Source organism: Nonomuraea candida (genome assembly GCF_000725485.1).
Classification (GTDB): Bacteria; Actinomycetota; Actinomycetes; order Streptosporangiales; family Streptosporangiaceae; genus Nonomuraea; species Nonomuraea candida.
Map to the genome: position 1 here is coordinate 58,607 of NZ_JOAG01000030.1, position 24,147 is coordinate 82,753.

23 protein-coding genes and 1 pseudogene are annotated in these 24,147 nt (G+C 72.3%); 13 read left to right on the top strand and 11 right to left on the bottom strand.

Annotated elements, in window-relative coordinates:
- Positions 1-74: 74 nt before the first annotated feature.
- Positions 75-2,312: an RICIN domain-containing protein gene (locus IO39_RS27800; RefSeq protein WP_245642302.1), complete on the bottom strand. Its 2,238-nt coding sequence runs from the start codon at positions 2,310-2,312 to the stop codon at positions 75-77.
- A 256-nt stretch (positions 2,313-2,568) separates the two neighbouring features.
- Complete coding sequence (locus tag IO39_RS27805; RefSeq protein ID WP_157548962.1) at positions 2,569-2,829, bottom strand: hypothetical protein; 261 nt, start codon at positions 2,827-2,829, stop codon at positions 2,569-2,571.
- Between the two features lie 160 nt (positions 2,830-2,989).
- Here IO39_RS27805 and IO39_RS27810 point away from each other — a divergent pair, with 160 nt between their 5' ends.
- Positions 2,990-3,760 (top strand): hypothetical protein, encoded by a 771-nt coding sequence (locus IO39_RS27810; RefSeq protein WP_211267196.1) that lies wholly within the window; start codon positions 2,990-2,992, stop codon positions 3,758-3,760.
- Between the two features lie 21 nt (positions 3,761-3,781).
- Here IO39_RS27810 and IO39_RS58015 read toward each other — a convergent pair whose 3' ends face one another.
- Both IO39_RS58015 and IO39_RS59480 read right to left on the bottom strand, forming a co-directional pair.
- Positions 3,782-4,420: a response regulator gene (locus tag IO39_RS58015; protein WP_043629198.1), complete on the bottom strand. Its 639-nt coding sequence runs from the start codon at positions 4,418-4,420 to the stop codon at positions 3,782-3,784.
- A 240-nt stretch (positions 4,421-4,660) separates the two neighbouring features.
- A pseudogene (locus IO39_RS59480) lies at positions 4,661-5,635 on the bottom strand (sensor histidine kinase); the annotation flags it as partial.
- A 166-nt stretch (positions 5,636-5,801) separates the two neighbouring features.
- Between IO39_RS59480 and IO39_RS51025 the strand changes: the two are divergent.
- Genes IO39_RS51025 through IO39_RS51030 form a run of 3 tightly spaced genes read left to right on the top strand, consistent with a single transcriptional unit; the run spans position 5,802 to position 9,114 of the window.
- Positions 5,802-7,268 (top strand): alpha/beta fold hydrolase, encoded by a 1,467-nt coding sequence (locus tag IO39_RS51025; protein ID WP_169789129.1) that lies wholly within the window; start codon positions 5,802-5,804, stop codon positions 7,266-7,268.
- Entirely contained in the window at positions 7,265-8,365 is a 1,101-nt protein-coding gene (locus IO39_RS27830) for an ABC transporter ATP-binding protein (protein WP_052423445.1), read from the top strand. The genes IO39_RS51025 and IO39_RS27830 overlap by 4 nt, the downstream gene beginning before the upstream one ends.
- Positions 8,362-9,114, top strand: a complete 753-nt coding sequence (locus tag IO39_RS51030) for an ABC transporter permease (RefSeq protein WP_052423447.1) — start codon at positions 8,362-8,364, stop codon at positions 9,112-9,114. The genes IO39_RS27830 and IO39_RS51030 overlap by 4 nt, the downstream gene beginning before the upstream one ends.
- A 141-nt stretch (positions 9,115-9,255) precedes the next feature.
- On the opposite strand, the gene IO39_RS27840 is transcribed toward IO39_RS51030, so the two are convergent.
- The 5 genes from IO39_RS27840 to IO39_RS27865 all read right to left on the bottom strand — a co-directional run bounded on the left by IO39_RS27840 (position 9,256) and on the right by IO39_RS27865 (position 14,950).
- The gene (locus tag IO39_RS27840) at positions 9,256-9,711 is read right to left on the bottom strand and encodes a MaoC family dehydratase (protein ID WP_043628944.1); all 456 of its coding nucleotides are present in this window, start codon (positions 9,709-9,711) and stop codon (positions 9,256-9,258) included.
- A gap of 84 nt (positions 9,712-9,795) precedes the next feature.
- Positions 9,796-11,520 carry an acyl-CoA synthetase gene (locus IO39_RS58025; RefSeq protein ID WP_245642287.1) on the bottom strand — a complete coding sequence of 575 codons (1,725 nt, stop codon included), beginning with the start codon at positions 11,518-11,520 and terminating at the stop codon, positions 9,796-9,798.
- A gap of 10 nt (positions 11,521-11,530) precedes the next feature.
- Positions 11,531-12,412, bottom strand: a complete 882-nt coding sequence (locus IO39_RS27855) for an amidohydrolase family protein (RefSeq protein ID WP_043628947.1) — start codon at positions 12,410-12,412, stop codon at positions 11,531-11,533.
- 140 nt (positions 12,413-12,552) lie between these two features.
- Positions 12,553-13,464 carry an SDR family NAD(P)-dependent oxidoreductase gene (locus IO39_RS27860; protein ID WP_043628948.1) on the bottom strand — a complete coding sequence of 304 codons (912 nt, stop codon included), beginning with the start codon at positions 13,462-13,464 and terminating at the stop codon, positions 12,553-12,555.
- Positions 13,465-13,513: 49 nt separating this feature from the next.
- Positions 13,514-14,950, bottom strand: a complete 1,437-nt coding sequence (locus IO39_RS27865) for an amidase (protein ID WP_043628950.1) — start codon at positions 14,948-14,950, stop codon at positions 13,514-13,516.
- Between the two features lie 151 nt (positions 14,951-15,101).
- Here IO39_RS27865 and IO39_RS27870 point away from each other — a divergent pair, with 151 nt between their 5' ends.
- From IO39_RS27870 to IO39_RS27905, 8 genes are all read left to right on the top strand, one after another.
- Positions 15,102-15,692, top strand: a complete 591-nt coding sequence (locus IO39_RS27870; protein ID WP_043628952.1) for a TetR/AcrR family transcriptional regulator — start codon at positions 15,102-15,104, stop codon at positions 15,690-15,692.
- Positions 15,693-15,755: 63 nt separating this feature from the next.
- A complete protein-coding gene (locus tag IO39_RS27875; RefSeq protein WP_043628955.1) occupies positions 15,756-17,378 on the top strand; it encodes an ABC transporter substrate-binding protein in 1,623 nt (540 codons plus the stop codon).
- 2 nt (positions 17,379-17,380) lie between these two features.
- Complete coding sequence (locus IO39_RS27880) at positions 17,381-18,340, top strand: ABC transporter permease (protein WP_052423449.1); 960 nt, start codon at positions 17,381-17,383, stop codon at positions 18,338-18,340.
- Positions 18,337-19,206 carry an ABC transporter permease gene (locus tag IO39_RS27885; RefSeq protein WP_043628958.1) on the top strand — a complete coding sequence of 290 codons (870 nt, stop codon included), beginning with the start codon at positions 18,337-18,339 and terminating at the stop codon, positions 19,204-19,206. Before IO39_RS27880 ends, IO39_RS27885 begins: the two co-directional genes overlap by 4 nt.
- A 2-nt stretch (positions 19,207-19,208) precedes the next feature.
- Positions 19,209-20,210 (top strand): ABC transporter ATP-binding protein, encoded by a 1,002-nt coding sequence (locus tag IO39_RS27890; RefSeq protein WP_043628959.1) that lies wholly within the window; start codon positions 19,209-19,211, stop codon positions 20,208-20,210.
- Positions 20,207-21,052: an ABC transporter ATP-binding protein gene (locus tag IO39_RS27895; RefSeq protein ID WP_052423451.1), complete on the top strand. Its 846-nt coding sequence runs from the start codon at positions 20,207-20,209 to the stop codon at positions 21,050-21,052. Before IO39_RS27890 ends, IO39_RS27895 begins: the two co-directional genes overlap by 4 nt.
- Positions 21,031-22,683 carry a CocE/NonD family hydrolase gene (locus IO39_RS27900; RefSeq protein ID WP_052423453.1) on the top strand — a complete coding sequence of 551 codons (1,653 nt, stop codon included), beginning with the start codon at positions 21,031-21,033 and terminating at the stop codon, positions 22,681-22,683. Before IO39_RS27895 ends, IO39_RS27900 begins: the two co-directional genes overlap by 22 nt.
- Before the next feature lie 23 nt (positions 22,684-22,706).
- On the top strand, positions 22,707-23,171 hold the full coding sequence (locus IO39_RS27905; RefSeq protein ID WP_043628961.1) for a DUF3237 domain-containing protein: 465 nt from the start codon (positions 22,707-22,709) through the stop codon (positions 23,169-23,171).
- Positions 23,172-23,272: 101 nt separating this feature from the next.
- Here the strand turns inward: IO39_RS27905 and IO39_RS27910 are convergent, their stop codons facing one another.
- Complete coding sequence (locus IO39_RS27910; protein WP_157548964.1) at positions 23,273-23,620, bottom strand: hypothetical protein; 348 nt, start codon at positions 23,618-23,620, stop codon at positions 23,273-23,275.
- A gap of 48 nt (positions 23,621-23,668) precedes the next feature.
- Positions 23,669-23,830: a hypothetical protein gene (locus tag IO39_RS54855; protein ID WP_157548966.1), complete on the bottom strand. Its 162-nt coding sequence runs from the start codon at positions 23,828-23,830 to the stop codon at positions 23,669-23,671.
- A 35-nt stretch (positions 23,831-23,865) separates the two neighbouring features.
- On the opposite strand from IO39_RS54855, the gene IO39_RS27915 reads away from it, so the two are divergent.
- Positions 23,866-24,144 (top strand): hypothetical protein, encoded by a 279-nt coding sequence (locus IO39_RS27915; protein WP_043628966.1) that lies wholly within the window; start codon positions 23,866-23,868, stop codon positions 24,142-24,144.
- Positions 24,145-24,147 lie beyond the last annotated feature (3 nt).

Consider the following 24,147-nt stretch of genomic DNA (forward strand, 5'->3'; position numbering starts at 1 on the left):
GTGGCGTGCCGATCGTCCCCGCGCGCTCCGGTGACCGGTCCCTCCCCGGGCGGGGAGGGACCCCGCTCACCGCCTCAGCCGATGCTCCAGTGCTGGGCGGCGGTGCCGGCGCAGGTCCACCGGCGGACCTCGGCGCCGGGCGTGGTCACCCCGTTGTGGTCGTCCAGGCAGAGGCCGCTGTGCCGGTTGCGGACCCGCGCGTACGCGGGGTCCGGATCGGGGCCGTTCGACAGGGCGTCAATGTCCATGTTCCCGTAGGTGTCCTGCAACAGGGCTGGCGACTCGGCGTGCGCGACGGAGTTCCACGGCAGCCAGAGGCCGACGCCGCCGTACCGCAGATCGGACAGGCCGATGGCCTCCTCGACCAGCCCGTCCCGGGCGTATCCCAGCGCGTTGCCGGGATACTGCGTGGTCAGCTTGGTCTCGTTGGCCAGCAGCCGGGCCTGCTGCAGATAGTGGGGGTCGCCGGTGGCCCGGTAGAGGCGGTAGTAGTCGTAGAGCATCCCCGACTGCCAGGTGTCCATCCCCGAGTGTCCGGTGGCGATGATGCTCTGCCCTCGCACGCCGTGACGCGCGTAGGCCGGCCGGCTGGACTGCACGGGGTAGTTCCAGGCGTACTGCCATGTCTCGGCGAAGTCGGCAGCACGCGTGGCCGCCTGCAACCACCGCTGGTCGCGGGTGTGGTCGTACAGCGACAGGAAGGCGCGCAGGGCGAGCGAGGCGGCTTCCTTGTCGGTCACGTTGGGGTTGTCCGGCGTGCCGCCGACGTAGGTCGCGGGCAGGTGCACGGTCCGCCACGCGAACTCCGCGGCCCGCAGCGCCGCGGCGCGGTAGCGGCTGTCGCCGGTCTGGACGGCCAGCTCCAGCAGGAACGGGATCGCGTTGTGCGAGTTGTACGTGGCCCGATTGTCCGGCGCGGTGCCCGCGAGGTTGTAGGACCGGTAGTAGGACCCGTCCGCGTTCTGGTGAGTGACCAGCCAGTCACCGAAGCGCCGCGCGTAGGCCTCCCAGGAGGGGACCGGCGTGCCACGGCCGCGCATGAACCGGGACGCCTTGAGCACGCCCTCCATGCCATCGGTGGCGATCCGCAGGTAGGTCGGGTAGAAGCTGCGCCAGCCGGGCGGGTTCACGTCGTACCAGGTTCTCGGCAGTCCCGACGGCGCCCAGGAGTTGGCCGCCCAGAAGTCCAGGATCTGCCGCCCCTTGGTGACGTGCTCCGGGCGGTTGTTGAGGTACCCGTCGCGCAGCAGCAGATACGCCGCCGGGAGCTGCTGGCCGACGAACCCCATCTGGTAACTGACCTCGTGCACCTCACCGCCCGGCAGGCGCGCGCTGAACGGCAGCCCGGGCGCTCCACCCCACGTCGACTGGTACGACGCCAGCACGTCGATCGACGATCGGTAGACCTGCTGGATCGGAACCTTGGTGACCTGCGGATTCACCATGTCCCAGTGGTAACGCCACGAGTCGCGGACCGCCGCCCCGAAGTCCGCGGTCCGGTTGACCCGGATCCGGAACTCGTAGTTCTGGGTGAATCCGGCGGTCACCGGGTTGCTGCGACGCACCCACGCGGCGGCACGGTTGACGTAGTTCCTCTCCCCCTCCATGCCGGGGTAGACGATCGCCACCTTGGTCGAGGGCACCTTCTGGGCGCCCAGGGCGGCGTGGGTGATGCCGGCGTCGACCAGCCAGGCGCCGGAACCCTCGTCCACCCGGGAGGCCGGCCGGGGGTTCTGGTGGGCGATGCTCACGTCGAGGCCGCCGGCGGGATCGTGCATCATCACGAACGGCAGCGGCAGCCGCATCTCCCGGAAGTAGAAGTAGTCGTCGGTGTAGTCGCCGGCCAGCGCGCCCGCGGGAACGTTCCTGTTGCGGTCGTACCACACGCCGGGAGCCAGGAACTGGTAGTCCTGAATCGGCCGCGGGCCGGCCGAGCCGATGGTGAAGCGGGAGTTGAAGCCCTGGTCGGCGCCGTTGGCGCTCACGACGGTCACCGTCCGGTTCACCGCGAACCCACCCGCGGCGGCGGCCGAGTAGCCGTCGCGGAACCTGAACACGCTGCCGTTGCGGCTGCGCACCTCCCCGGTGCCCACCAGTTGCCCGCCTTCGAGCGCGACCGACGTGTACCGCCCGCCGGCGTCGACCGGCGTCTCGCCGTTCTTGACGATCAGCTGGAGGGGCTGCTGCTCGGTGAGCACCGTCGCGCCGCTGGTGACCTGCCGCACGACGATCGGTTGCGCGGTCGCGAGAACGAGCTCGTAGTCGCCGGAGCGCAGGGAGCCGTCGGCGGCCCGCGCGGGAGTGACGTGCATGGGCAAGCCGGCCAGAACGGTCACGGCGCCGGCGACGAGCATGGCACGCCGGCCCCGCCGTCTCCCGCTTAATCGGTCTCTGCTCGTGGATGTCATCGGCGTTCCTCTCGTGGCGGAAGTCGGGCCGGGGCCCCGCGGCTACGCGCCGGGGGCGGGCGGTGTCCGCGGCGGCCGTCGCGCCGGTGCCCGTCGGCGCCGGGATGGTGGTGAACCGCCGGCCGGAGAGTGCCCCTCGCCCGGCTCGGTGCCGGTTCTGTCAGGCGATGCCGCCGTGCGGGGCGGCGGTGACGTCGCAGGTCCGCCGGCGCACCGCGGCGCCGGGTGTGTCCACCCGGGTGCAGCCGTCCGGGCGGAGAGTGCCGTGCCGATCGACCGGCGCGGAGGAGGCGTTGGCTCCGATGGTGGCGGATGCCGGACGGGCGGCACCGAGCGGAGTGCCCTGTGCCGCGATGATCATCATGACGGTCGTCCTGCGGTCGCCGCCGGATGCTGAGCGGGGAGTGGCGGGTCCGGTCATAGGGATGCCCCTTTGATTGTTAGCGCTAACATTTTCGGGCTGGTGAAGCGCTAAAAGTGGGCCATGAACAGCTGTGAGCCATTGTTAACGTGAACACCACCCCCGTCAAGAGACGCGAAGCAGGGCCCTCGGGGCGCGGACGCGTCACGAGGCCGTTGACGTGGCCCTTCTCATCGCGCCGACTGACTGCGCAGACATGGAGGATCGTGGTTTGTGCACGCTCGATCAGGACGTTCAGCCAAGGCAGCCGGCGCCCGAGGTTGTGGCGCGGGCTCTGCCCGTCGTGCATTCCCGTCCGGCCGGCTGCGCGGCCCGTTCGTTCGAGGTGGAACCCGATCTGTCCGGCGGGCCGTCGGCTTGCTGGTGGATATCAAGTGGCCGGTTCCGCGAAGCACCTGGACAATCACCTGACATGATGGGGATCTCCGGGTTCGAGCCGGCCTTTCTCGCCGGGCTCGAAGCCATCCGTGAGGAACACGGACCGAGCCTGGCCGCGCTCGGTGGCCGGCGTCTGACGGGGTTCGCGATCGTGCGCTTCGTCGAGGACGGGGACTGGTTCGCCGACTGCCCCGTCGTCCTGGACTTCGACGGTGTCCAGGTGGAGATCTGCCACTGGAAGTTCGACGAGCTGTCGATCGGCTGGAACAGCATCGACACGACGGCCGCGCTCAGTGGCTGGGAGGGGGCCGAGCTCGCTCCGGCCTGGTCCGGCGCCGACGAACGGCTGGAGCCGTTCGTCGGCCAGGAACTGCGCGAAGTCGCCCTCCTCGAGTGGCGTTCGCCGAGTCATGACCTGGCGAACGGCACCATCGCGGTGGAGTTCGTCTTCGACGCAGGCCGTTTCCACATCGCCAACGGTCTTGATGAGAACAGCATCGATCTCGGCGACGCTCATCCGCACTTCGTGCGGCACCCACTGGGCGCGGCGTGACCAGACGGGCGCATCGGGCGGCTAACGCGGCGTGACCAGGCGGGCCTCGTAGGCGGCGATGACGAGCTGGGCGCGGTCGCGGGCGTTGAGCTTGGCCAGCAGACGCCCGATATGCGTCTTGACCGTCCCGGGACTCACCTGGAGCTGGGCGCTGAGCTCGGCGTTGGACAGCCCGTGGGCGATGAGGGTGAGCACCTCGCGCTCCCGGTCGGTCAACGTGTCGAGCCCGTGAAAGGGCTGCTGGACCGGCCGGCGTACGAACTCCGCGATCAGCCGGGTGGTGACGGTCGGCGCGAGCAGCGTCTCACCCGACGCCACCACCCGGATCCCCTTCAGGAGGTCGTCCGGAGGCGCGTCCTTGAGCAGGAACCCGCTGGCACCGGCGCGCAGCGCCGAATAGACGTATTCGTCGAGGTCGAACGTGGTCAGGATGAGCACCCGGGTGTCCCCGGCGATCTGCCCGGTCGCGGTGATGCCGTCCATCTCGGGCATTCTGACGTCCATGAGCACCACGTCGGGTGACTCCGTACGCGCGAGCGCCACCGCCTCCCGCCCGTTGCCCGCCTCTCCGACCACGGTGAGATCGTCCTCCGAGTCGATCAGCAGCCGGAAGCTGCCGCGCAGGAGCGCCTGATCGTCGGCGATGAGCACCCGGATCACGAGTCTCCCCCTGTCGTGCCCTCTCCGGCCGGGCCCGGCATGGCCTGCTGGTGTCCAGTCCGGGCTCGCCGGACCCACGTTCTCGGGCTCACGCTCATGATCCTCGTCATCACGTCCATCATGACCGATCCGCGCCTGCCACTGGCACCACGCCGATGCCTGCTCGGCATGCCTGCCGTGCCTGCCGTGCCTCCCGTGCCCGCCCGGCCGCCCCGGCAGCACCCGCTGTCCGGGCCCGTCGTCGACCACGGAGATCCGCACCCTCCCGTCGGCGACCGACACCTCGGCCCGGCAGCGGGCGGGAGCGGCGTGCTTGACGACGTTGGTGATCGCCTCCTGGACGATGCGGTATACGGCCGGCTCCATGCCGCCGGGCACGGTTCCGTCCACCGACAGCTCGACCCGCACGCCGGCCTCGGCCGCCTGGCGCGCCAGGGACGGCAGGTCGGCCAGGCCGGGGAGCGGCGCGCCGGCGGGCGGGCTGCCGGGTTGGCGCAGCACGCCGAGAAGATGGCGCATCTCCGCGAGCGAGCCGCGCCCGATCTCCTCGATGGTCCGCAACGCCTTGCGCCCCTCCTCCGGATGCTTGTCGAAGACCTTGGCCGCCACCCCCGCCTTGACGGTGATCACGCTCAACGAATGGGCGACGACGTCGTGCAGCTCGCGCGCGATCCGCAGGCGCTCGTCGGCCGCCGCCCGCTCGGCCTGCCTCCTGGCCTCGCGGGCGGCGAACTCGCGGCGGGTGCGCGCCGCCGTGCCGAGACTCCAGCTCGCGACGAGGACCAGCCAGGCCGCACCGAGGATGACGACGGGGTCGGGCCAGCCGTTCGCAGATCGTGGCGAGCCCAGGATCGAGACCAGGAGCGCGCCTCCGTTGACGAGCAGGCCCGACACCAGGGCGATCGCCGACCGCCGCACCGGCAGGCCGGTCGCCACCGGGTAGATGGCCAGGGCCGCCACCACCGTCGGCATCAGCCGGTTGCCCTGCAGCGCCAGCACGGCGACGCCGATCAGGAGCGCACCGTAGTAGGCGGGCTCCGGCCGGATCCGCCGGACCGCCACGGGCACCGCGAGCAGCCAGCAGAGCACGGTGGTCACGGCATCGGTGGTCAGCTCCGGCGGACTCGCCGTGGACGCCGCCGCGAGCAGCGCCGCGACCACGGTGTCGGCCAGGATGAGCAGCCAGGGTGGAGGCCGCCGGGCGAGCAGGTTCACAGCTCGACGTTATCGGGGAACGGCCGGGGGCGAATCGGAGCACGGGCCGTCGGACCAGGGTCGTACTCCGCCCGCGTACACCGGCATCGTATGCCCCTGGTCCGATCCGAAAGATCGGATCTGGCTCCGACGCGCGGAAGCGCCGCCGTTCGGCATCGTTGCCGCCATGAACCGACGCAGACTCATCGCCTTGTGCCTGGCGGCCTGTCTCGCCCTGCCGCTCGGCGGTATCGCGCTGGCCTCGGCGCAGGCCCACGGCCTCGTCTGGAAGGACTGCGGGGACGGCCTGCGATGTGCCGAGCTGGCCGTCCCGGTGGACTGGGCCGATCCCGGCGGGCCCAGGACCTCCGTGCACGTGGCCAAGCTGCCCGCGACGGGCGAGAGCGCCAAGCCGCTGGTCGTCAACTTCGGAGGGCCGGGCGCCAGCACCTCGTTGCTCCGGCGAGAAGGCGGGCCGGACGCTCAGCCGGAACTGCCGGGCCTGCTCGACGAGTTGCGCAGGAGCTTCGACGTCATCGCCATCGATCCGCGCGGCCTGGCGGAGCCGGCGAGCGGCGACAGGGTGAGCTGCGCGGAGCCCGACGCCTCCGTCTACGGGCTGCTCCTGGCCAGGACGAAACAGGACTGGGACACTCACGCCGCCAAGAACGCCGCCCATCAGGCGAGCTGCCGCACGGCGGCCAGATCGGCCTGGCGCGGGATGACGGCGTGGAACGTGGCACACGACATCGACGCCCTGCGAGCCGCGCTCGGCCAGGACAAGCTGATCTACGCGGGCAACTCCTACGGCACCGTCTACGCCCAGGCCTACCTGGAGCTGTTCCCGCAGCGGGTCGGCCGGATGTACTTCGACGGCACCGCCGACCACACCCGGCAGGAGTTCGAGCCCTGGGTCCGCGACTACGCGCTCACGCAGGAGCGCCATCTCACTCGCTTCCGCGACTGGTGCGCCCGCCGCGCCGACTGCGCCCTGCGCGGCACGGACGCCGGCGAGGCGTGGGATGAGCTCGTGGCCAGGGTGCGCCGCGCGCCACTGCCGGCGTCGTCCGGACGGACGGTGCACGAGGGGCAGCTGTACGCCGGCGCGATCAAAGGCATGAATCCGGCGTTGTGGCCACAGTTCGCCACCGCCATCCGCAAGGCCCTCGACGGTGACGCCGGCGACTTCCTGGAAGAGCTGCTCCCGGACGAGGGCGGCACGTCGGTGAGCCAGGACTCCTTGTGCAACGACTTCATGCCGAAGCTGCCGACATACGAGGAGTTCCAGGGCATCGAGGCCCGGCTCCGCCAGATCGCGCCGAGGTTCGGCTGGCTCGAAGGACGTCTCGAGCTCGGGCGATGCTGGGGGCGCAGCGGGGGCGCGTCCTGGGCGCCGCGCCCGCTGCGGGTGACGGACGCCCCGCCGATCCTCTTCGCGATCGGGGAGCTCGACAACAACACCCATTACCGCGGGCAGGCGCACGTGGCCGAGCAGATCCCGTCCGCACGGGTCCTGTGGCACGGCGACGGCCACGCGCCGTGGGCGCGAAACACCTGCGTGCGGCGGCACGCCAACGCCTACCTGACCACGGGGAAGCTGCCCGCCCCGGGCACCCGCTGCCCGGCCGAGATCATCCAGAAGGTGGGAAAATGATCGAGGTCACCGAACTGACGAAGCGGTACGGCTCCACCCGCGCGGTGTCCGGGCTCACCTTCCGCGTCGAGCCCGGGCAGGTGACCGGCTTCCTCGGGCACAACGGCGCCGGCAAGTCCACCACCATGCGCATGATCCTCGGTCTCCACAGGCCCACCTCGGGCACGGCGTTGATCAACGGCGTCCGCAAACAGGACCTGCGCGACCCCATGCGCGAGGTCGGCGCCCTGCTCGACGCGGCCGAGGTGCAGGGCGGGCGCACGGCGTTCGCCCATCTCCAGGCGCTGGCGTACGCGGGCGGGATCGGGCGCCGCAGGGTCGTGGAGGTGCTGGAGGAGGTCGGCCTGGCCGGGGCGGCCCGCAAGCGGATCGCCGGATTCTCCCAGGGGATGCGCCAGCGCCTCGGCATCGCGGCGGCGCTGCTCGGTGACCCGGGCGTGCTCATCCTCGACGAGCCGGTCAACGGCCTCGACCCCGACGGCATCCGCTGGCTCAGGACACTGCTCAGATCCCTGGCGGGCGAGGGGCGCACCGTCCTGCTGTCGAGCCACCTGATGACCGAGATGTCCCTCACCGCCGACCGGCTCATCATCATCGGCCGGGGCCGGCTGATCGAGGAGAGCACGACGGCGGACCTGCTGGCCCGCTTCCAGAGCGGCGTCCTGGTCCGCTCCCCCCACGCGGCCCGCCTCTCCAGGGCGCTCGAAGCGGCCGGCGCGACCATCCGCTCCGCTCACGACGCCCAAGCCGTGGAGAAGCCGGCACCCGCCCGGCCCACGAACACAGCAGCGCCCACGCACCCCTCCCAGAGCTCCCGCCTGGGTGAGGAGCCGGCACACGCCCGGCCCGCGGGCACAAAAGCGGCCACGCACCCCTCCCAGGACTTCCGCCTGAGTGAGGAGCCGGTGCCCGGCCGCCTCGTGGCCGCCGGCATCGAGGCACGCGCCGCGCGGGACGCCGGCGGAGAAGAGCTGCTGGTGACCGGCCTGACCGCGGCCGCCATCGGCGACATCGCCCTGGCGCACGGCTGTGCCGTGCACGAACTGGTGCCGCGCCGGACCTCATTGGAAGAGGCCTTCATGGAGATCGCCAAATGATCGACCTCGTCGCGTCGGAATGGCTCAAGCTACGCTCGCTCCGCGCCACCTACTACGTCCTGGCCGCCACGCTCTCGGCCGTTGTGCTCACCGGCTTCGCCGCCTACTCGATCTCACGCTACTTCGACACCCACGGCCCCGGCGGTGATGCCGTCGGCACGGGTCTCGGCCTCAGCGCCGACCTTCCGCCCGTGCTGTTCGGCATGCTGGGCGTGTTCGCCATCTCCGGCGAATACACCACCGGCATGATCAGACTCACGCTGACCACGATCCGGAGCCGATGGACGCTCCTTCTGGCCAAGGCCGCCGTGGTGGCCGCCATGGCCGCTGTCGCAGGTCAAGCACTGGCGTTCGCCACCTACTTCACCGCGCAGGCCGTGGTGGCCGGGCGCCCGATCGGCGCCTCGTTCGCCGAGCATACGGCCCTGACCGAGGTGCTGACCAGCGGCGCCGGCGCCGCCGTCGCCGGGGTGCTGGGGCTGGGCCTGGCCACGGTCCTGCGTTCGACGCCGGGAGCGCTCATCGCGCTGGTCGTGCTCCCACTGGCCCCGACCGTGCTCGAGCGCTTCCTCCCGGCTCCGTGGAACGACTGGGTCAGCTCCCTGACGATTCCGTCGCTGACCAGGCAACTGGCCGCCGTGCCCGACGCCGGAGCCTTCGGCCCCGCGACGGCCGCCACCGTCCTGGTGGGTTACGTCGTGCTGTCCCTCCTGCCGGCAACTGTGGCGATCAACCACCGCGACGCCTGACCTGGCCCATGCGGACGGCCACAGATGCGGGAAGGGACGGCCATCACGCGCCTGGCCGCCCGGTGCTTCGATGGGGCCGGGGCTTGCGCCCGAGGTGAGTGGCTTGTTCGTGTCCGTCAGGTGCTCTCGTGCAAGAGGATCTCAGGCATAGTGACGGTAGATCGCCTGGGCCACGCAGGCGGGCTTGGCGCCGCCGTCGGTCTCCACCGTGAAGGTCAGGTGCATCTGGACACCGCCGGCGACCTGCTCCACCGTGTCCACGACGCCGGCCAGGCGAATTCTGGCGCCGACGGGAACCGGGCTGGGGAAGCGGACCTTCTCCAGCCCGTAGTTGACGCTCATGGAGACGCCGCTGATCCGCAGGAGCCGGCCGAACAGGGGGATGATCAGCGACAGGGTCAGGTAGCCGTGGGCGATCGGGGACCCGAAGGGGCCGTCCTTGGCCCGTTCGGGGTCGGTGTGGATCCACTGGTGGTCGTCGGTGGCATCGGCGAAGGCGTTCACCCGATCCTGGCTGATCTCCAGCCATTCCGTACGGCCGAGGTCGGTGCCGGCCAGCGCCTTCAGTTCGTCGATTCCGTGGGCGGTGATGGGCATGTGAGACGGTCCTCCGGTTCAGGCGGTGGGGGTGGTGTCCGTATGGGCGGCACGCAGGCCGAGCCTGGCGAACGGCCCTCCGGCTCAGGCAGTGGGAGTCGTGTCCGCGTGGGCGGCATGCAGATCGAGCTTGGCGATCTTCCCCGAAGGGGTTCGGGGGAGGCTCTCGGCCCAGACCACCGACTTGGGGATCTTGTACTTGGCGAGCCGGCCTCGCAGAAAGCCGAGGAGGTCGCCGGCGTCGGCGGTGGCGCCGGGTCTGAGCACGACGACGGCCCGTCCGACCTCGCCCCACGTCGCGTCGGGGACACCGATGACGGCGCACTCGGCGACGGCGGGGTGGCTCGCGAGCGCCTCCTCGACCTCGGCCGGATACACGTTCTCCCCGCCCGAGACGTACATGTCCTTGATCCGGCCGACGATGTAGGCGTATCCGTCCTCGTCGGTCCGGGCGACGTCCCCGGTGCGCAACCAGACGTCCCCGGTGCGCAGCCAAGCGTCCTCGGTACGCAACTCGATCTCCTCGGTGCGCGGCCCGACCTCCTCGGTACGCAACCCGACGTCCCCGGCGCGCGGCCCAACCTCCTCAGTGCGCAGCCCGACCTCCTCGGTACGCAACCCGACGTCCCCGGCGCGCGGCCCAACCTCCTCGGTGCGCAACCCGACGTCCCCGGCGTGCGGCCCGACCTCCTCAGTGCGCAGCCCCATGTCCCCGGTGCGCGGCCGCTCGTCCGGGGCGGCGGGCGGGAGGCCCCAGTAGCCCGTCATGACGTTCGGGCCCTGCACCAGCACCTCGCCGTTCTCCCCCGGCGCGGCGTCGCGGCCGTCGGGCAGCACCACGCGTACGTCGGTGAAGAAGTGCGGCACCCCGGCCGAGCCGGCCTTGGCCACGGCCTGGTCCGCCGGCAGGTAGAGCACGCCCGGGGAGGCCTCGGTCATGCCGTAGCCCTGGCTGAAGGCCAGGCCGCGGGCCAGGTACGTCTCGATGGTGCGCATCGGGACGGGCGCGCCGCCGCAGTTCAGCGTGCGCAGGCTCGACAGGTCGGCCGCGGTCCAGCGTGGGTGGGCGGAGATGGCGTCGAACATCGTGGGCACGCCGAACAAGTGGGTCACCCGCTCGGCCTCGACCGCCTCCAGCACCCGGCCGGGGTCGAACGCGCCCTGCAGCACCACGCGGCCGCCCTTGAGCAGGGTGGGCAGGCAGGTCATGTTCAGTCCCGCGGTGTGGAACAGCGGCGCGACCACCAGCGTCACCTCATCGGCGGTCAGGTCGATGTCGACCAGGACGTTGACGCTGTTCCAGGTGAGGTTGGCGTGCGAGAGAACCGCCCCTTTGGGACGGCCGGTCGTGCCGGAGGTGTACATGATCATGCAGGCGTCGCCGGGAGCGACCCGCTCGTCGATCGGGCCGCTTCCCGCGCCGGCGAGGAGGCCCTCGTATTCGGCGAGGGAGATCCGGCAGGGCACGTCCAGATCCGTGGCGGCGGCGTGCACGAGGACCGCGGTGCCGGAGTCGGCCAGGACGTGGGCCTGTTCGGGGCCGGCGAGCCGGGTGTTGAGCGGCACGAACACCGCGCCCAGCACCCCGGCGGCGAACAGGGTCTCCAGGAAGGCCGGATGGTTGGGCCCGAGGTAGGCCACCCGGTCGCCGCGTCCCACGCCCCGGTCCCGCAGGACGTGGGCCAGCCGCACCACCCGCTCGTGCATCTCCCGGTAGGTGACGTGCCGGCCGTCGTGGGTCACGGCGACGCGCCCGGGGGTCTTGCGTGCCCGCCGGGCCGGCCACGAGCCGATGCCTTGGTTGCGCATGCCGCTCCTGTCAGCTCTTGCCCAGGCCGAGCAGCCGGGCCGCGTTGTGCTTGAGGATCAGCGGCCGGACCTCGGGTTTGATGTCGAGTTCGGCGAAGTCGGCCAGCCAGCGGTCGGGGGTGATCAGGGGGTAGTCGGAGCCGAAGAGCACCTTGTCCTTCAGCAGCGTGTTGGCGTACCTGATGAGCTGGGGCGGGAAGTACTTCGGTGACCAGCCCGACAGGTCGATGTGGACGTGCGGCTTGTGCGTGGCGACCGCGAGCGCCTCGTCCTGCCACGGGAACGACGGATGGGCCAGGATGATCCGGAGCTCGGGGAAGTCCACGGCGACGTCGTCGACCAGCATCGGGTCGGAGTATTTGAGCCTGATTCCGCCGCCGCCGGGCACGCCGGCGCCGATGCCGGTCTGGCCGGTGTGGAAGAGCGCCGGAACGCCGAGCTCCTCGATGGCCTCGTACAGCGGGTAGGCGACGCGGTCGTTGGGGGCGAAGCCCTGGAGGCTGGGGTGGAACTTGAAGCCGCGGACCCCGTGCTCCTCGACCAGGCGGCGGGCCAGGCGCACGCCGGACCGGCCGCGCCAGGGGTCGACGCCGGCGAACGGGATCAGCACGTCGGCGTGCTCGGCGCAGGCGGCGGCGACCTCCTCGTTGCGGATCGGCGGATGGCCGGTCGCGTGCTCGGCGTCCACGGTGAACACCACCGCCGCCATCTTCCGCTCGCGATAGTGGGCCGCGATCTCGGGAATGGCGGGCCGGCGGGTGCCGTGGGTCTTGAAGTGGCGGGCGGAGGCGGCCGACAGCTCGGCGCTCAGGGACGGGTGGCCGTCGGCGGAGATCTCGGCGTGGGTGTGCATGTCGATCGCGATGAGGTCGTCCGGGTTCGGGGACGGCATCGAAAAGGCTCCTCGTGGGGGGTTCGTGTGTGTTTTCAGGCGCCCGGGACCTGCGGGGCGGGATGCCGTAGCAGGTCCGCGGGTGTCTCAGGCGCCCAGGATCTGCGGGGTGGGGATGCCGCAGCAGGTCCGCGGGCGTCTCAGGCGCCCGGGACCTGCGGGGCGGGGATGCCGTAGCTCTGCGGTTTCCGCCCCACCGAGGCGGGCCAGGCGGCGGCGATCGCGTCGGCGCTCCAGCCGCCGTCGGCGTAGGCGGTGACGATCTCTTCCGGGTGCGACCAGAGGGAGAGCTTGTCGCCGCCGAGGCCGACGCACTGGCCGGTGACGCCTCCGGCGGCGTCCGAGGCGAGGAAGACGACCAGCCCGGCGACGTCCTCGGGAGTGCCGAAGCCCTCGGACTTGCGCAGCCAGCCGGGCAGCGGTGCGCCGTCCTTCTCCGACGCCTCGACGTACGGGGCGAAGGCGGGGATGGTGCGGGTCATCTCGGTCGCCGCCACGGGCACCACCGCGTTGACCGTGATCTCGGCCCGCGCCAGTTCCAGCGCCCAGGTGCGGGTCATCGCCGCGATGCCCGCCTTGGCGGCGGCGTAGTTGGTCTGCCCGACGTTCCCCCGCTGGCCCGCCGGCGAGCAGGCGGTGATGATGCGGCCGCCCTCCCCCTGCTCGCGCATCCGTATCGCGGCGGCACGGGCGCAGGTGAACGTGCCCCGCAGATGCACGCGGACCACGTCGTCGAAATCCTCGTCCGACATCTTCCACAGCACCCGGTCACGCAGGATGCCGGCGTTGGCGACCATGACGTCGAGCCGGCCGAACTCCCGCACCGCGCGGTCGACCAGGGCCTGCGCCGCCTGGCTCGTCCCGACCGCGGCCACCTCCGCCACGGCCCGGCCGCCGCGGGCGGCGATCCGGGCGACGGCGTCCCCGGCCGCCTCGGCGTCCACGTCGTTGATGACGACGTGCGCGCCCGCCCCGGCGAGCGCGGAGGCGTAGGCGAACCCCAGCCCGCGCCCGCTTCCGGTGACGATCGCCACCTTTCCTGTCAGATCCACTGGTGACTCCTTGGGTATCCGGGTCGGCCGGTCATGTGAGCGGGTGCTTTCAGAGGAAGGTGACGGGGGTGAGGCGGGGCGCCCGGTCCTCGATGGCCTGGGCCGCGTCGAGGATGAGGTCCTCGGTGAAGCGTCCGCCGATGAGCTGGACGCCGGCCGGAAGTCCGTCCGCCACTCCGGTCGGGACGGTGACCGCGGGCAGGCCCAGCACCGGCACGGAGGTCATCGGCCACTGCGCCGCGAACAGGCTGCGCGCCCGGGTCGGGTCGGTGATGTCGGCGTCCTGCTCGAAGGGCGGCTCGGCCGAGACCGGGGTCAGCAGGATGCGGCCGGTGCCGAGCAGCTCCTGCAGCCGGGTGATCAGCGTCGCGCGGCGGGCCCAGCCCTGGATGTACGCCGTGAGGTCCGGCTTCTCCCCCCACAGCTCCGCGGCGGCCTCGTAGAAATGGGCCAGGTTGACCCGGGTCGCTTCGCCGCCGATCTCCAGCATGCCGGGCAGCATGGGCCGCATGTCCTCGGCGAGAAGGAGATGCCAGAGCCGGGCCGCCTCCCCGAGCAGGGGCAGCTCCAGCTCCTCCACGTCGTAGCCCGCTTCGCTCAGCCACCCGGCCGCGGTGTCCAGCGCGTCGCTGACGGAGCGGTGCGGGGCGGCCAGGCCCACGTCACGCACGAGTCCCACGCGGATCGGCCCCGCCTGCGGCACGGCCTTCGGGGTGCCCGGCCCCGGAGGCAGGGCGGGAATGCCGAACGGGTCGCGCAGGTCCGGGCACGCCATCGCGCGCAGGGCGGCGCGCGCGTCGGCCACGCTCCTGGCCAGCGGGCCGTGCACCGACCAGGCCTGGAAGGTCAGCGGGCCCTCCAGCTCCATCTCCCCCGGCGCCGTCCAGCCCGACACCAGGCCGACGGTCGGGCGGATGCCGACCAGCCCGCAGCAGGCGGCGGGATAGCGGATCGACCCGGCGATGTCGTTGCCCTGCCCGATCGGGGTCATGCCGGCGGCGACGCCGCTGGACGCGCCCCCGCTGGAGCCGCCGGGCGTGCGCTCGTGGTCCCACGGGTTGAGCGTCCTTCCGTGCGGGTCGTTGGAGGAGAACCAGCGCAGCGAGAAGGCGGGCGCGTTGCTGCGGCCGAGGAGGATGGCCCCGGCGTCGCGCAGGGCGGTGACGCACGCGTCGTCCCCGGCGGCCGTCGCGCCGGCCGCGACCGACAGCCCGTTGCTCATCAGGCGCGACTTCTGCCCGGTGTTGATCTTGGTGGACACCGGCACGCCGTGCAGCGGGCCCAGGCGCTCACCGGCGGCCACCGCCGCGTCGGCCCGGCGCGCGTCGGCCAGGGCGTCCTCGGGACGGACGTCGAGCAGGGCGTTCAGCACGGGATTGACGTCGCTGATCCTGCTCAGGCAGGACTCCACCACCTCGACCGCCGAGATCTGCCGGGTGCGGACTCCTGTCGCGAGCTCGGTCGCGGACAACTGCCAAAGTTCCATGCCTGCTCCTGGGCGGATGGTGAGCGGAGAATCCGGCGGCCTGCCGACGCGGCGCGCAGGGCCGGGGAACGCGATGCCGAGGAGAGTACGTGATACAACGGCGATGTACAACGGTGTTGTATATCGGGTTCTTTCTGGTTAGCCTCCGTCCATGCCGGTGGAAATCGACCTCTCCCAGCGCCTCGCGACCATCGCCCAGGCCACGCTCGACATCGTGGCGGCCGATGGCATCGACGGCGTGAGCATCAGAGCCGTGGCCAAGCGGATCGGCGGCTCCACGACGCTCGTCACCAACTACCTGCCCACGCGTGAAGCCCTGCTGCGCAACGCCGTCGAGCACGCGATTCACTCGTGGGACGCCGAGGCGGGCCAGGCCGTCGGCCGGTCCCCCGGCAGGGAGCGGCTGGCCGTCATCGCCCGCTGGGCGTGCTCCACCACCGGCAACGACCAGGTGCTGCGCCGGCTCTTCATGGAGATCCTCGGCCGTGCCGGGCCGGAGTCGGAGGCGCTCACCGTGCTGAGGAAGGACGCGCGGCAGGGCCGGGACCTGCTGGCCGACGCCGCTCGCGACGCCGGGGCGGCCGATGCCGCGTTCACCGCCGACATCGTGCACCTCGTCCTGCGCGGCTTCTACGTCTCCAGCCTGGAAGACCCGGAACGCTGGAACAGCGACAGCGTGACCCCCCTGATCGACCGGCTCGTCAGCCTCCTGATCGGCAGCCCCCCGCCGCGCCACGAGTGAGCGCGGTCCCCCCGGCGAAGCGAACGTCCTCGATCCGCCCAGATCGCGAAGGGTCCACCCCCCATGACACGTCCCCGCCCGGCCGCCCTCGCCGCGGCCCTCCTCAGCGCCTGCACCCTCACCGCCTGCGCCGGCGGCGGCGGCGCCCCGGCCGCCGGGAGGGCGGCCGGGGTGTCCGTCACCACGTCCGTCCCCGCCGCCACCACCGAGGTCGAGGCCATCACCTGGAACGTCCCCGCCGGCGAGCCCCCCACGCTGGATCCCGCCCGATCCGCCATCGACTCCGTCAGCACCGTCGTGGCCAACCTGTGCGAGGGCCTGTTCACCCTGGGCCCCGGCTACCGGCCCGAGCCCGCCCTGGCCACCTCCATCGAGCATCCCGACCCGCTCACGTACGTGATCCGCCTGCGCGCGGGCGCCACCTTCTGGAACGGCGACCCCGTCACCCCGGAGGACGTCCTCTACAGCGTCGAGCGCGTCCTCGACCCCAAGCTCGGCTCGTCCTGGATCGGCTGGGCCGCCCACCTGGACGGCATCACGGCCACCGGCGACGGCGAGATCACCGTCAAGCTCAAGAAACCGGACGTCGTCGTGCCGAACTTCTTCGCCATGCCCGCCTTCTTCGTCGTGCAGAAGGAGCACGCCGAGAAGGCCGGCAAGGACTTCGGCACCGCCACGGGCGGCGTCATGTGCACCGGCCCCTACAAGGTCGGCGACTGGGCCCAGGGCCGGCACATCACGCTGACCCGCAACGACGCCTGGTGGAATCCTCGCAAGCCCAAGGTCGGGAACGTGCGCTTCACGTTCGTCACCGACCCGGCCGCCCAGGCCGCCGCGCTGGCCGGCGGTGACGTGGACGGCCAGTTCAACGTCCCGCGCGCCGCGCACGACCAGCTGGCCGCCAAGGGCCACCTGCTGTACGGGGCGAGCCTGGCCACCACGTTCCTGTCGGTCATCAACCCGGACGGCGCGCTCTCCGACCCCGCCACCCGGCAGGCGCTGCACGCCCTGATCGACTACCGGGGGATCATCCAATCCGTCTACCGGGGCACCGCGCAGCCGCTGCGGGCCCTGGTCCCGCCACAGGCCTGGGGTTACGGCAAGGACGTCTACCAAGCCGCCTACGACCGGCTCCCCCAACCGGCCCAGGACCTCGGCAAGGCCAAGAGCCTGGTCGCCGGGTCGGCCAGGGCCAAGGAGAAGATGGTGCTCGCCTACACCCCCGCCATCGAGGAGGAGAACCGGATCGCCACGGCGATCGCCGACGCCGCCACCCGGGCGGGCATGCGCATCGAGCTGAAGCCACTGACCGCCGAGCAGTTCGGCGCCGTGTTCTCCTCCCCCCAGGCGCGCGCGGGCATCGACCTCCTGCTGTCGAGCGGCTATCTCGACTTCCCCGAACCGCTGGCCTACTACCAGTTCTTCACGACCGGGAACTTCTACAACTTCGGCGGATACGAGAACAAGGAGTACGACGCCGCCATCGCCGCCGCGCTGGTCACCGCCGACGACGCCGCCCGCGCCCGGCAGGTGGCCAAGGCGCAGGCCATCATGGCGAAAGACCTGGTCAACATCCCGATCGCGACCCAGTACGTCAACGTCTACTACGGCTCCCACCTCGCCGGGCTGGTGCCGCGGCAGAGCTACCTCAACACGCCGTGGGCGGCCGGCCTGGGCGGGGCATGACGATGGCCCGCTCACTCGCCGCCTGGCTCGGCCGGCGCGCGCTGGCCGCGCTTGTCACCCTGCTGGTCGCCTCGATCCTCATCTACGGCTCGCTCCGGCTGGTGCCCGGCGACCCCGTGCTGGCGGTGACCGGCGGGCGCCGCCTCACCCCGGACCAGATCGCGGCGCTGCGCGCGGGCTACGGCCTCGACCGGGGGCTCGTCCAGGGCTACCTGGAATGGCTGGGCGGCGTGCTCCGCCTGGACCTGGGCACCTCGCTGACCTACCAGAGCGGCGTCACCACGCTCCTGACCGGCCGGCTGGGCGTGTCCGGCCTGCTGGTCGCGTACTCGGCGGTGCTGGCGATCGCGTTCGGCTTGGCGGTGGCGCTGGTGTCGGCGGTCAAAGGGGGCCTGGTCGACAGGGCGGCGTCCATCGTGGCGGCGCTCACCACCGCCACGCCCACGTTCGTGGCGGCCATCGGGCTCCTGGCGCTGTTCGCGGTCGGCCTGGGCTGGTTCCCCGCCACCGGCGCCGGCACCGGCCTGGCCGGCCGGTTGTGGCACCTGACGCTGCCCGCGGTGGCCATGGCGATCGCCGCGTTCGGCGTCCTGGCCCGGGTGGGCAACGCCGCCTTCGCCGGCGAGCTGGGCCGCGAGCACGTGGAGGTGGCGCGCAGCCGCGGGGTGAGCGGCGGTGCGATCATCCGCCGGCACGTCGTGCGCAACGCGCTCGCGCCGCTGCTCACCATCGCCGGTCTGCTGGTGGCGAGCCTGTTCGTCGGCACCGCCGTGGTGGAGACCGCGTTCGGCGTGGACGGCGTCGGCTCGCTGCTGGTCAGTTCCGTGTCGCGGCGGGACTTCCCCGTCGTGCAGGGCATCGCCCTGGTCGCGGTGGCGCTGTTCGTGCTCGTCAACACGCTGGTGGACCTGGCGCTGCCGTTCATCGACCCGCGCGTGACCGTCGGAGGGCTGAGCCGATGACGCTGACCATCCCCGCCCTGCGGGCCGCGACCGCCGGGCGACGGCGCCGGCGCCCGCTCGGCGTCACCCTCGCCGTCGCCTTCCTGGCGCTGGCCACCGTCACGGCGGTGCTCGCCCCGGTGCTGGCGCCGCACCCGCCGGACGCCACCAGCCTGCTGAACTCGCTGGCCCCTCCCGGGACGGAAGGGCACCCGCTGGGCACCGACTCCACCGGGCGGGACGTGCTGTCGAGGATCATGTACGGCGCCCGGCTCTCCCTGCTCGCGCCGCTCGGCGTGGTGCTGCTGTCGGGGCTGCTGGGGACCGCGGTCGGGCTGCTCGCCGCCCGCGCGGGAGGATGGGCCGACGCCGTGCTCTCCCGGGGCATGGACATCGTCTTCGCCTTCCCCAGCCTGCTGCTGGCGATGCTGGTGGTGGCGGTGTTCGGGCCGGGGCTCACCGCCCCCATCTGCGCCCTGGCCGTCGGCTACACCCCGTTCGTGGGCCGGGTGGTGCGCAGCATGGCGATCCAGGAGGGCGCGCGCCCGTACATGGAGTGCTACCGGGTCATGGGGTTCGGCGAGTGGTCGGTGGCGCTGCGCCACCTGCTGCCCAACATGCTGCCGGTCCTCCTCGCGCAGAGCGCGCTGGCCTTCGGCTACGCGCTGGTGGATCTGGCGGCCCTGTCCTACCTCGGGCTCGGCGTGCGGCCCCCGGACGCGGACTGGGGCTCGATGATCGCCGAGGCGCGCAGCGCCATCCTCCAGGGCGAGCCGTGGAGCGGCCTGCTGCCCGGCCTCGCGGTCATCCTGACGGTCGTCAGCGTCAACGTGCTGGGCGAGCACCTCGGCGGCGCCGTCTCCGGAAAGCAGCGGGCGGGAACGTGACCATGCTCATGGACAAGGAGACCACGGCCCGGCCGGACGAGCGGGACGTGCTCGGCATCTCGCGGCTGGGCCTGGCCGTCGGCTCGGGCGAGCGGGCGACGCCGCTGCTCGCCGGCGTCACCGTCCGGGTGGGACGCGGCGAGACCGTCGGCCTGGTCGGCGAGTCGGGCTCCGGCAAGTCGCTCACCGCCCGCACCGCCCTGGGCATGCTCCCGCCGGGCGCGCGGGCCACCGGCCGCGTCACGGTGTCGGGCGTGGACGTGCTCGCCGCCGGCCGGAGGACCCTGCGCGACCTGCGCCGCACCCGCGTGTCGATGATCTTCCAGGATCCGCGCGCGTCGATCAACCCGGTACGCCGCATCGGCGACTACCTCACCGAGGGGCTGCGCGCCCGCGGCGTGCCCGCCCGCGCCGCCGCCGGGCAGGCCCTGGACCTGCTCGACCGGGTCGGCATCCGCGACCCGCGCGCCGCCGTGCGCCGCTACCCGCACCAGTTCTCCGGCGGCATGCTGCAACGGGTCGTGATCGCCGGCGCGCTGTCCACCGAGCCGGAGCTGCTGCTGGCCGACGAGCCCACCACCGCGCTCGACGTGACCACCCAGGCCGAGGTCGTCGGCCTGCTGCGGAACCTGCAGCGCGACCACGGCACCGGCATGCTGTTCGTGACCCACGACCTCGACCTGGCCGCCGCCGTCTGCGACCGCGTCTACGTCATGTACGCCGGCCGCATCGTCGAGGAGGCCCCCGGTGCCTCGCTGTTCGCCGCACCCGCCCACCCCTACACCAAGGCGCTGCTGGAGGCCAGCCCGTCCGTGCACGGAGACAAGGCCGCGATCAAGGCGATCGCGGGACGGCCGCGCTCCCTGGCGGAGTCGCCGTCCGGCTGCTCCTTCCGCGACCGCTGCCCCCTGGCCGGCGACGACTGCGCCGAGCGGGTGCCCGCCCACCGCCCGCACGGGGCCTCCGCCACCGCGTGCCTGCGCCCGGAACAGGTGATGCCATGACCGAGCCCGTACTGACCGTGACCTCGCTGGTGAAGAGGTTCGGCCCCGTCGTCGCGGTGGACGAGGTGAGCTTCGAGCTGATGCCCGGAGCCTGCCTGGGCATCGTCGGCGAGTCCGGATCGGGCAAGACCACCATCGCCCGCGTCCTGGCCGGGCTCGAACGCCCCACCTCCGGGACGGTCACCCTCGCCGGCGAGGTCGTCCGCGACCACTCCCGCCGCGCCCGGCGATGGCGGGCACGGCAACTCCAGATGATCTTCCAGGATCCGTACGGCTCCTTCGACCCGCGCCAGAGCATCGCCCGATCCATCGCCGAGCCGCTGCGGCTGCACCGGCCGGGCGCCCGCGAGCGCCATCGGGCCCGGGTCGAGGAACTCCTCGACCAGGTCGGTCTTGACGCCCGGGCCGGAGCGGCGCTGCCGCGCGAGCTGTCGGGCGGCCAGCGGCAGCGGGCCGCGATCGCCCGCGCGCTGGCCATCGAGCCGCGCGTGCTCGTCCTGGACGAGGCCGTCGCCGCGCTCGACGTCTCGATCCAGGCCCAGATCCTCACCCTGCTCGACGACCTGCGCCGCGGCACCGGCATCGCGTACGTGTTCGTCAGCCACGACCTCGCGGTCGTCCGCCACGTCACCGACACCGCCATCGTGATGCGGCACGGCCGGGTCGTGGAGCGCGGCGAGACCGGGCGGATCCTGCGCAGCCCCCAGCACCCCTACACCCGCCTGCTGCTCGACTCGATCCCCGCGCCCGGCTGGGATCTCGACCGGGTGGCCAGGGACCGGCGGGCCCTCGACCCGCATCCAGCTCACGGAGAGTCCTCATGCTCGACATCCACCACGTAGGGCCGGCGGCCGTGCCGCACGACGCCGCCCAGGTCATGATCCCCATGCGGGACGGCGTCCGGCTCGCGGCCGACCTCTACCTCCCCGAGCCGCCGGACCCCGGCCCCGTCGTGCTGGTCCGCCTGCCGTATGACAAGGACGGCGTCTACTGCTTCATGCCGCGGATCAGCCGCCACTTCCTCGCCCACGGCTACCGGGTCGTGGTCCAGGACGTGCGCGGCAAGTACCGCTCGGAGGGCGCGACCGAGTTCGGGCTGCACGAGGTGGACGACGGATACGACACGATCCGGTGGATCGCCGGGCAGCCGTGGTGCGACGGCGACGTCGTCATGTGGGGCGACTCCTACTACGGCTACACCGCCATCGCCGGGGCGATCGGCGGCCACCCCGCGCTCCGGGCCATCGCGCCCCGCCTCACCGGCTCCCAGCTGTCCACGACACTCGGCCACGGCGACGGCACCCGGGACGTCGAGCAGACCGCCCGCAAGATGTACCTCGCCTCCCACTACGTGGACGCCGGCCGCTACGAGTGGACGCCCGACTGGGGCCGCCGCCCGCTGCGGGCCACGTTCGAGGAGTTCTTCGCCCGCATCGGCAGGCGCTCGCCCGGTTTCGACGCCGAGTTCGGCGGAGAGTCCAGGTTCGTGCCGCCGCCGTTGAAGGCGCTGCTGGACAGCCCGCCCGTGCCGGCCCTGTACACGATCGGCTGGTTCGACAACTGCGCCGTCTGGTCCTGGCACGACGTCCGGGCCCTGTCCCGTGACCCCGCCTGGTCCGGCGGGCTGCGCCTGCGCCTGGAGGCCATCGACCACGAGAACTACTGGCTCGGCCACGCCCCCGTCGCCCCCGGCCACGACCACGCGGTCACCCCCGCCGCGCTCGAAGCCCTGCTGCCCCGCTGTCTCGGCCCGGCCATCGAGTTCTTCGACGCCGTGCTCGGCCGCGCCGGGGACCTGGCGGGCCTGCCCCGCGTACGGTACGAGATCTGCCACGGGGAGTGGCGCGAGAGCGACACCTGGCCGCCCCGCGAGGCCACCGGCCTGGAATACCACCTGTCGTCGTCCCTGCGCCTCACCCCGTCGCCGGAGCCGGAGGCGAGCGTGCTGGGCTGGGTCCACGACCCGTCCGACCCGGTCCCCTCGGCCGGCGCGAACCCGTTCGCCGCCCTGCTCGACCGGGCGGACCTGGCCGCGGCCGGAGCACGTGCGGACGTGCTCCGCTTCACCGGGCCCGTCACCGGCGCGGACGCCGATCTGGTCGGCGCCGTGACGCTGACGCTGCGCCTGTCGGCCCCGGCCGGCGCGCACGTCCACGCCCGGCTGCTGGACCTGACGCCCGGCGGTGCCGCGTATCTCGTCGCCGAGGGGCAGGTGCGGCTCGACGCGCCGCTCGACGAGGTCGTCGTGGACCTGCAGAGCGTCGCCTACCGGCTGCGCGCCGGGCACCGCCTCGCCCTCGACCTCATGAGCAGCGACTTCCCCGACTACGTCCCCGAGTGCCCCGCCGGGGCCGACCCGTGGGCGAGCCTGCCCGGCGAGCCGGTCACCCGGGAGATCACCGTCGGCGGGCCCCGCCCGTCCTGCCTGCGCATCGGCCCGGTGTGGCCCGACCAGCTCCGTACCGCCCTGTGAAGACCTTTCGAGGAGAGCCTGCCATGTCCTTCGCTCCTGCCCTGACCTTCGCCTTCGAGATCCGCGCCCGCCTGACCCCCACCCTGCACGTCGGCCACGGCGACGGCGAGCGGACCGAGTTCACCCCCATCGTCGGCGGCACCGTGGACGGCCCGATGCTGCGCGGAACCGTCCTGCCCGGCGGGGGCGACTGGTCCTGCACCCGCGGCCGGATCTGCCAGCTGGACGCCCGCTACCTCATCCAGGCCGAGGACGGCGCCGTCATCGACATCGTCAACCGCGGCTACTACCACGAGGGCTTCGACAGCCCCGACCAGTACGACGGGACCCTCCAGGTGAGCAGGGCGGGCGTGTACTTTCGGACCTCGCCGACCTTCCGCACCGACGCGCCGGCGCACGCCTGGCTCGCCCGTACCGTCTTCGTCGGCCTGGCCCGCGAGGGGGCGACCGAGGACGAGGTGGTGATCCGCATGTACGCCCTCGCCTAGGACGATCACGTCCTGCCGGGCACCGTTAACGGGAGGTTCGCACCAGGCGGGAGAAGCGACATCCGGAAGATGGGAAACGTTTACGGATCATCAATCCAAGATCACCCAAATGGCAGCCGGCGATCTTTACGTTTGCGGCGTTTGTGCACTCCCCCCACCGCACGTGGAAGGACATCCATGCGCAAGTCCGCTCGGGCACTCGTCGTCGCGCTGGCGACCGCCCTGGCACTCAGCAGCGCGAACATCGCCGGCACCGCCGCCTTCGCGCAGGACGGCGATCCCACGCTGGCCGCCCTCACCCAGGTCGTCCCCGAGATCGGCGAGGAGGCCAGGGCCGTTCCGCCGACCGAGATCCCGGACGGCGACGTCCAGCGGCCCTTCGCCGCCGCGGTCGACCCCGGCCGCACGCTGTCGGTGAACGTCAGCGAGGAGACGATCGGCATCGGCACGCCGGACGCCACCGGGGCCGGCAACCAGCCGCTGCCCGGCCTGGTCACCTACGCGGCCCAGCAGCCCAGCGTCTCCTTCGCCCACCAGCGCACCGGCCAGATCGCCCGCGCGCTGACCGTCATCCACGACGCCTCGGCGCCGACCGAGTACCGCTTCCCGATCTCGGCCCCCGAGGGCAGCATGCTGGAGGTCGAGGACGACGACGGCACGGTCCTGATCTACAACATGCGAGTGGTGGAAGGCCATGTGCCGGCTCATCTTCTCCAAGAGCCTCACCAAGAAGATCTACAACGTCTGGCTCGTCGCGGGCGTCGCCGGCGCCATCGAGGCGCTGAAGGGCGCCTGCGACAAGCTCAAGGGCAAGGCGAAGCTGATCTGCAAGATCGCCTACACGGCGGGTGGCGCCTCCGTCATCTACAAGATCCGGGAGGCCGCCAACAAGAAGCAGTGCTTCGCGATCCGGTTCCAGGCTCCGGGCATCGTCTGGTACGAGGTCCGCAAGAAGAGCTGCCAGAGCAAGTAACCC

Excerpts from the sequence above, each read along its gene's own strand:
- IO39_RS27800 (WP_245642302.1), bottom strand. The coding sequence starts at position 2,312 with ATGCACGTCACTCCCGCGCGGGCCGCCGACGGCTCCCTGCGCTCCGGC.
- IO39_RS27805 (WP_157548962.1), bottom strand. The coding sequence starts at position 2,829 with ATGACCGGACCCGCCACTCCCCGCTCAGCATCCGGCGGCGACCGCAGG.
- IO39_RS51025 (WP_169789129.1), top strand. The coding sequence starts at position 5,802 with ATGAACCGACGCAGACTCATCGCCTTGTGCCTGGCGGCCTGTCTCGCC.
- IO39_RS27830 (WP_052423445.1), top strand. The coding sequence starts at position 7,265 with ATGATCGAGGTCACCGAACTGACGAAGCGGTACGGCTCCACCCGCGCG.
- IO39_RS51030 (WP_052423447.1), top strand. The coding sequence starts at position 8,362 with ATGATCGACCTCGTCGCGTCGGAATGGCTCAAGCTACGCTCGCTCCGC.
- IO39_RS27840 (WP_043628944.1), bottom strand. The coding sequence starts at position 9,711 with ATGCCCATCACCGCCCACGGAATCGACGAACTGAAGGCGCTGGCCGGC.
- IO39_RS58025 (WP_245642287.1), bottom strand. The coding sequence starts at position 11,520 with ATGCGCAACCAAGGCATCGGCTCGTGGCCGGCCCGGCGGGCACGCAAG.
- IO39_RS27855 (WP_043628947.1), bottom strand. The coding sequence starts at position 12,412 with ATGCCGTCCCCGAACCCGGACGACCTCATCGCGATCGACATGCACACC.
- IO39_RS27865 (WP_043628950.1), bottom strand. The coding sequence starts at position 14,950 with ATGGAACTTTGGCAGTTGTCCGCGACCGAGCTCGCGACAGGAGTCCGC.
- IO39_RS27870 (WP_043628952.1), top strand. The coding sequence starts at position 15,102 with ATGCCGGTGGAAATCGACCTCTCCCAGCGCCTCGCGACCATCGCCCAG.
- IO39_RS27875 (WP_043628955.1), top strand. The coding sequence starts at position 15,756 with ATGACACGTCCCCGCCCGGCCGCCCTCGCCGCGGCCCTCCTCAGCGCC.
- IO39_RS27880 (WP_052423449.1), top strand. The coding sequence starts at position 17,381 with ATGGCCCGCTCACTCGCCGCCTGGCTCGGCCGGCGCGCGCTGGCCGCG.
- IO39_RS27885 (WP_043628958.1), top strand. The coding sequence starts at position 18,337 with ATGACGCTGACCATCCCCGCCCTGCGGGCCGCGACCGCCGGGCGACGG.
- IO39_RS27890 (WP_043628959.1), top strand. The coding sequence starts at position 19,209 with ATGCTCATGGACAAGGAGACCACGGCCCGGCCGGACGAGCGGGACGTG.
- IO39_RS27895 (WP_052423451.1), top strand. The coding sequence starts at position 20,207 with ATGACCGAGCCCGTACTGACCGTGACCTCGCTGGTGAAGAGGTTCGGC.
- IO39_RS27900 (WP_052423453.1), top strand. The coding sequence starts at position 21,031 with ATGCTCGACATCCACCACGTAGGGCCGGCGGCCGTGCCGCACGACGCC.
- IO39_RS27905 (WP_043628961.1), top strand. The coding sequence starts at position 22,707 with ATGTCCTTCGCTCCTGCCCTGACCTTCGCCTTCGAGATCCGCGCCCGC.
- IO39_RS27915 (WP_043628966.1), top strand. The coding sequence starts at position 23,866 with ATGTGCCGGCTCATCTTCTCCAAGAGCCTCACCAAGAAGATCTACAAC.